At 65.2% G+C, this 5,100-nt stretch carries 5 protein-coding genes and 1 pseudogene; all 6 read right to left on the reverse strand.

The genetic code is table 11. The annotated features are described in order from the left end of the window. Window positions 1-511: pseudogene (locus DBR23_RS22805) on the reverse strand (hypothetical protein); the annotation flags it as partial. A 111-nt stretch (window positions 512-622) separates the two neighbouring features. Next, window positions 623-1,114 (reverse strand): Crp/Fnr family transcriptional regulator, encoded by a 492-nt coding sequence (locus DBR23_RS22810; protein ID WP_043565827.1) that lies wholly within the window; start codon window positions 1,112-1,114, stop codon window positions 623-625. A gap of 81 nt (window positions 1,115-1,195) precedes the next feature. Then, entirely contained in the window at window positions 1,196-2,617 is a 1,422-nt protein-coding gene (gene mnmE / locus DBR23_RS22815; protein ID WP_108499676.1) for a tRNA uridine-5-carboxymethylaminomethyl(34) synthesis GTPase MnmE, read from the reverse strand. An 89-nt stretch (window positions 2,618-2,706) separates the two neighbouring features. Continuing rightward, on the reverse strand, window positions 2,707-4,419 hold the full coding sequence (gene yidC, locus DBR23_RS22820; RefSeq protein ID WP_108499677.1) for a membrane protein insertase YidC: 1,713 nt from the start codon (window positions 4,417-4,419) through the stop codon (window positions 2,707-2,709). Continuing rightward, window positions 4,416-4,709 (reverse strand): membrane protein insertion efficiency factor YidD, encoded by a 294-nt coding sequence (gene yidD / locus DBR23_RS22825; protein ID WP_108499678.1) that lies wholly within the window; start codon window positions 4,707-4,709, stop codon window positions 4,416-4,418. The genes yidC and yidD overlap by 4 nt, the downstream gene beginning before the upstream one ends. After that, on the reverse strand, window positions 4,706-5,100 hold a 395-nt coding region (locus tag DBR23_RS22830; protein ID WP_233250686.1), incomplete at its 5' end, for a ribonuclease P protein component. The genes yidD and DBR23_RS22830, both read right to left, overlap by 4 nt.

Consider the following 5,100-nt stretch of genomic DNA (forward strand, 5'->3'; position numbering starts at 1 on the left):
GCACCGCTGTAGAAGCAGCCTGCAACGGCAGCGCAGCGCCCTGGGGCGCCACGCCCTTTTGCGGAATGCCCACCGCCACATGGTCGTTGATGCGCCAGTACACGGCCGTCACCAGGATGTCGTAGCGGGTTTTGGCGGTCTGGGCGATGAGCGCCTCGATCTCGCTCAGGCGCACCGTCTCGCCGCCGTATTCCCGGGCCAGGTCCATCATCACCAGGAACTGGCGGCCGCGCTGGTCGAGCGACAGCACCTTGAACTTGTAGCTGGCCGACAGCACGCCAGCGCGCACCATGGCGTCGCGCACCACGGTATAGAGCAGCTCACGGCGCTCCATGCGCTCGTTCTTGCGATTGGCGGCGTGCTCTGGGGGCTGGGGCTCCACGAGCGGCTTGCCCTGGCGCCCGGGTTGCAGGGGCACGGTGGCGTCGGCGTTGAACAGGCCGGAGGGCTCGGCCGCTGCGCGGGGCTTGGCGGGAGCGGGTTTGCGGCTGAACCAACTGAACAGGGACATGGCTTGCTTTCTTCGGATGGTGCCTGGACAAAATCCAAATCGAGTGTAACGCGCCATCCCCCCGCAGAAGGCGGAAGAAGCCCGAGGGAAACCCCCGACAGGCCCCGCCTGTCAGGTGGCCGCAACGCGGCGGCGGCGGTTGCCCAGGCGCTTGGCCAGCACAGCCCCTGCCGCCATGGCCAGACCCAGGGCAATGGCGGGCTGGCGGTTGGTCAGCTCGGTGAAGCGGATGGCCGTGAGGCTCCACAGTTTGCACGGCGCGCTGGCCTGCACGGTGGCGCTGCGCGCACGGTGCGAGAAGAAAGCGCCTTCACCCACCACCGACCCCGCGCCCACAATGGCCAGACGCAGGCGTTCCTTTTCGTCCTGGTAGTGCACGCTCAGGCTGCCGCTTTCGACCAGGTACAGGGTGCGGTCCGTGGCACCCTGGCTGAAAAGCACCTGGCCCGCGGGCAACACCACCGGGAGCAGGTAGGACGACAGCACCTCCCACTGGGCGGCCGTCAGCGGGTTGGTCATGCTGTCCTCCGCCGTGGTCTGGGCAATGGCGTCGATCAGACCTTTGAGGTCCACCTTGGAGGCAACGGGCATGGGAACATTCATGGTCCGCCGAAAGTAACCCTGTTACAGATCAGACACAAGCGCTGTTTACGTCCGTTTACAAGATAGGGCGACCAACGGTCGCTATTTACCGATGCAGAAGCTGGAGAAGATCACGCCAAGCAGGTCGTCGGAGGTGAACTCGCCGGTGATGGCGCTCAGGGCGTTCTGCGCCAGCCGCAGCTCCTCGGCCAGCAGGTCCAGCGCCGGCCCCTGGGCCTGCAGTTGGTCAGCAGCTTCCTGCAGGTGCAACGACACGGCCTGCAGCGCCTGCACATGCCGCGCCCGGGCAATGTAGATGCCCTCGGGCGCCGACTGCCAGCCCGCCACGTCCAGCAGCAGCCGTCGCAAGTCGTCCAGTCCCTGACCGGTGCGGGCCGACAGATGCACAGTAGGGCGCCCGGGGTTGGCCGTAGGGGCAACACCGGCCGCGCAGTCCAGCTTGTTCCAGACATCGATCACGGGGATGTTTTTTGGCAATTTTTGCCCCAAGGCGCTTTCGATATCTGCGTCGGCAGCTACATATTCAGGAGCGCTTTGCCGCGACAGGTCGTGCAGGAACAGCACGGCGTCTGCCCCGGCAATCTCGTCCCAGGCGCGGGCGATGCCGATGCGCTCGACCTCATCACTGCTGTCGCGCAGGCCGGCGGTGTCGATGATGTGCAGCGGCACCCCTTCGATCTGGATGGTCTGCTGGACCTTGTCGCGCGTGGTGCCGGCAATGGGCGTGACGATGGCCAGCTCGGCCCCTGCCAGCGCATTGAGCAGTGAGCTTTTGCCGGCATTGGGCTGCCCGGCGATGACCACCTTGATGCCCTCGCGCAGCAAAGCGCCCTGGCGCGCGCGCTGCATCACCGAGGCCAACGTTTGCTGCAAGTTCGATAGCTGGCCATGCGCATCGGCCTTGCGCAAGAAGTCGATTTCTTCTTCAGGAAAGTCCAGCGTGGCCTCCACCAGCATGCGCAGATGGATGAGTGCGTCGCGCAGGCTGTGGATTTCTGCAGAAAACGCGCCGGTCAGCGAGCGGCTGGCGCTGCGGGCTGCGGCTTCCGTGCTGGCGTCGATCAGGTCGGCAATCGCCTCGGCCTGGGCCAGGTCGATCTTGTCGTTCAGGAAAGCCCGTTCGGTGAACTCCCCGGGTTGGGCCACGCGCAGGCCCGGCAGACAGGGCTGGCCGGTCGCCGGTTGGGTGGCAGTCCCCGCCTCCAGACAGCGCGCCAGCAGCAGCTGCAGCACCACCGGGCCCCCATGCGCCTGCAGCTCCAGCACGTCTTCGCCGGTGTAGCTGTGCGGACCGGGGAAGTACAGCGCGAGCCCCTGGTCGATGGCCCGGCCCTGTGCATCCCGAAAGGGCAGGTACGTCGCTTCGCGGGGCTTGAGGGTGCGGCCGCACAGCGCCTGCACCAGGGCCTCCAGCCCTTTGCCCGACACCCGTACGATGCCGACGGCCCCGCGCCCGGGGGCAGTGGCGATGGCAACGATGGGGTCGTGGTGGCGTGCAAGCATGGGCAGGGACTTTACAAGGTGACAGAAAAAAGGCCGCTTGCGCGGCCTTTGGGGGTCAGTTCGTGGATGTCAGCGTTGCCGCTGCGGCATCACTTGAACTTGGGCAGATTGAACTGCGGTGGCACGCCCATGCGGGTGTTGATGATCCACTGCTGCGCAATCGACAAGATATTGTTGGTCAGCCAGTACAGCACCAGGCCGGCCGGGAAGAAGAAGAACATCACGCTGAAGATCAGCGGCATGAACCACATCATCTTGGCCTGCATCGGGTCTGGTGGCGCGGGGTTCAGGGCGGTCTGCAGCAGCGAGCTGGCCGTCATCAGCAAGGGCAGGATGAAGAATGGGTCAGGCGCGGAGAGGTCGTGGATCCAGCCGATCCATGGCGCATTGCGCATCTCGACGCTGGACAGCAGCACCCAGTACAGCGCAATGAACACAGGGATCTGGATCATGATGGGGAAGCAGCCACCCATCGGGTTGACCTTTTCCTCGCGGTAGATACGCATCATCTCCTGCTGCATCTGCTGCGGCTTGTCCTTCAGGCGTTCGCGCATCTCCATGATCTTGGGATTGATGGCCTTCATCTTGGCCATGCTGGCGTAGGCCTTGGCATTGAGCCAGTAGAACGCGATCTTGAGCAGCAGCACCAGCGCAACGATGGACCAGCCCCAGTTGTTCAGGAGCTTGTGCAGGTTGTCGAGCAGCCAGTACAGCGGCTTGGACAGGATGGTCAGCCAGCCGTAGTCCTTGACCAGTTCCAGGCCGGGGTACAGCTTTTCCATCATGGTCTCGACCTGCGGGCCGGCGAACAGGCGCGCGTCGATGGTCTTGGTGGCGCCCGGCTCGATGGTGCCGAGGGAGGTCAGCATGCCCACGGAGTACAGGTTGGTGTCCACCTTGCGGGTGAAGGGCTCGCGCTGCACGCCGTCGGCCAGCAGCCATGCGGTGGCGAAATAGTGCTGCACCATGGCGACATAGCCATTGGCCGAGTCCTTGGGAATGTCGACCTTGCCGCTTTCGATGTCCTTGAACTCGATCTTCTGGTACTTCTTGGCTTCGGTGTAAACCGCTGGGCCGGTGAAGGTGGAGTAGAACGACGACTCGCCTGGCGGCTTGTTGCCGTCGCGCACCAGTTGCAGATACAGCTGGGGCGATACAGCGGCGCTGCCGGTGTTGACGATGTCGTGCTTGACGGCGATGTCGTAAGCGCCGCGTTTGATGGTCCAGGTCTTGACCAGCTTCACGCCGCCCTGGTCGGGCGACTCGAAGCGGATGCTCATGGAGTCTTCACCGTCCTTGAGTTCGCGCGGGCCGGGAACGGCCGTCATCACCGTCTTGTGCGTGGGGAAAGTGCCGCCCACCAGGCCGGTCTGCGCCACGTAGACGCGCTGCGCGCTTTCATCCAGCAACAGGAAGTTGCGGGCCTTGTCGGTCATGTCGGCGTGCTTGAGCAGCTCGGCCTGCGTGAGCGAGCCGCCTTCGCTGTCGAACACCAGGCGATACAGGTCGGTCTTGACCTCAATGCGTTCGCGTTTGGCCGGCGCAGCCGCTGCAGCAGGCTGCCCGGGCACGGCTGCCGCGCCTTGCGCGGCCGTTGTGGCTGCGGGCACGCTGGTGGCGGGCACGCTGGCAGCCCCGGTCGCACCGGAGGCCGCGCCTGCGGCGGCAGCAGGGGCTGTCACAGCGGGCGTGGTCGGGAAAAAGGTGGCCTTGTTGCCATTGTGCAGCTGCCACTTGTCCCACAGCAGAACCATGGAAAAGCCAAAAATCACCCACAGGATGGTGCGGCGAATGTCGTTCATGAAGACTTCTTTGGTGAGGATGGGGGAGTGGTGGAAGGGGTGAGCCTGGAGAAAAGCCGCACGCTGCGCGGCAGATCTTGCGGGACCGGATCATGGCCCCCGTCACACCAGGGGTGGCAGCGTACCAGCCTGCGCACCGTCAGATAACTGCCTGCCGCAGCGCCGTGCTGCTCCAGCGCCTGCAGCGAATAGACCGAGCAGGTCGGCTCAAAGCGGCAGGCCGAACCCAGCCAGGGGCTGAGAAACAGCCGATAGCCTTTGACCACGCCGATCAGCAGGCGCTGCATCATGGGGCAGTCACCGGCTCTGCCACCGGCGGCACAGGCGCAGCAACCGCTGCGCCCGAATGCCGGGTGGCATATCCGAACAGCTGCAGCAGCTCCGCGCGTACCGCCTGCTTGAGCTGGTCGGACGTGGCGCTCACGAACTGCTTGCGATCAAACGCCGAGCGCAGGCGCACCACATGGGCGGCCTGCGGCAAACGCGCCTCAAACGTGGCGCCCACGGTGTAGATCTGCCGCTTGATGGTGTTGCGCGTCACGGCGCGGCGCGCCCAGCGCTTGGGCACCATGGCACCCATCCAGACGCCCTGAACGACAAACAGGGCCTGCGGCCCTTGCGTGTGCGGCAAGGAGCCGGGCCCTGTAGGTGCAACAGTGGCGGCTTGGCTGGCAACTGCGG

The organism is Acidovorax sp. HMWF018 (assembly GCF_003061035.1).
In the GTDB taxonomy this organism is placed as follows: Bacteria; Pseudomonadota; Gammaproteobacteria; order Burkholderiales; family Burkholderiaceae_C; genus Acidovorax; species Acidovorax delafieldii.

Bases quoted from the DNA above. Each gene is read 5' to 3' on its own strand.
- yidD (WP_108499678.1), bottom strand. From the start codon at position 4,709: ATGATGCAGCGCCTGCTGATCGGCGTGGTCAAAGGCTATCGGCTGTTT.
- DBR23_RS22810 (WP_043565827.1), bottom strand. From the start codon at position 1,114: ATGAATGTTCCCATGCCCGTTGCCTCCAAGGTGGACCTCAAAGGTCTG.
- yidC (WP_108499677.1), bottom strand. From the start codon at position 4,419: ATGAACGACATTCGCCGCACCATCCTGTGGGTGATTTTTGGCTTTTCC.
- mnmE (WP_108499676.1), bottom strand. From the start codon at position 2,617: ATGCTTGCACGCCACCACGACCCCATCGTTGCCATCGCCACTGCCCCC.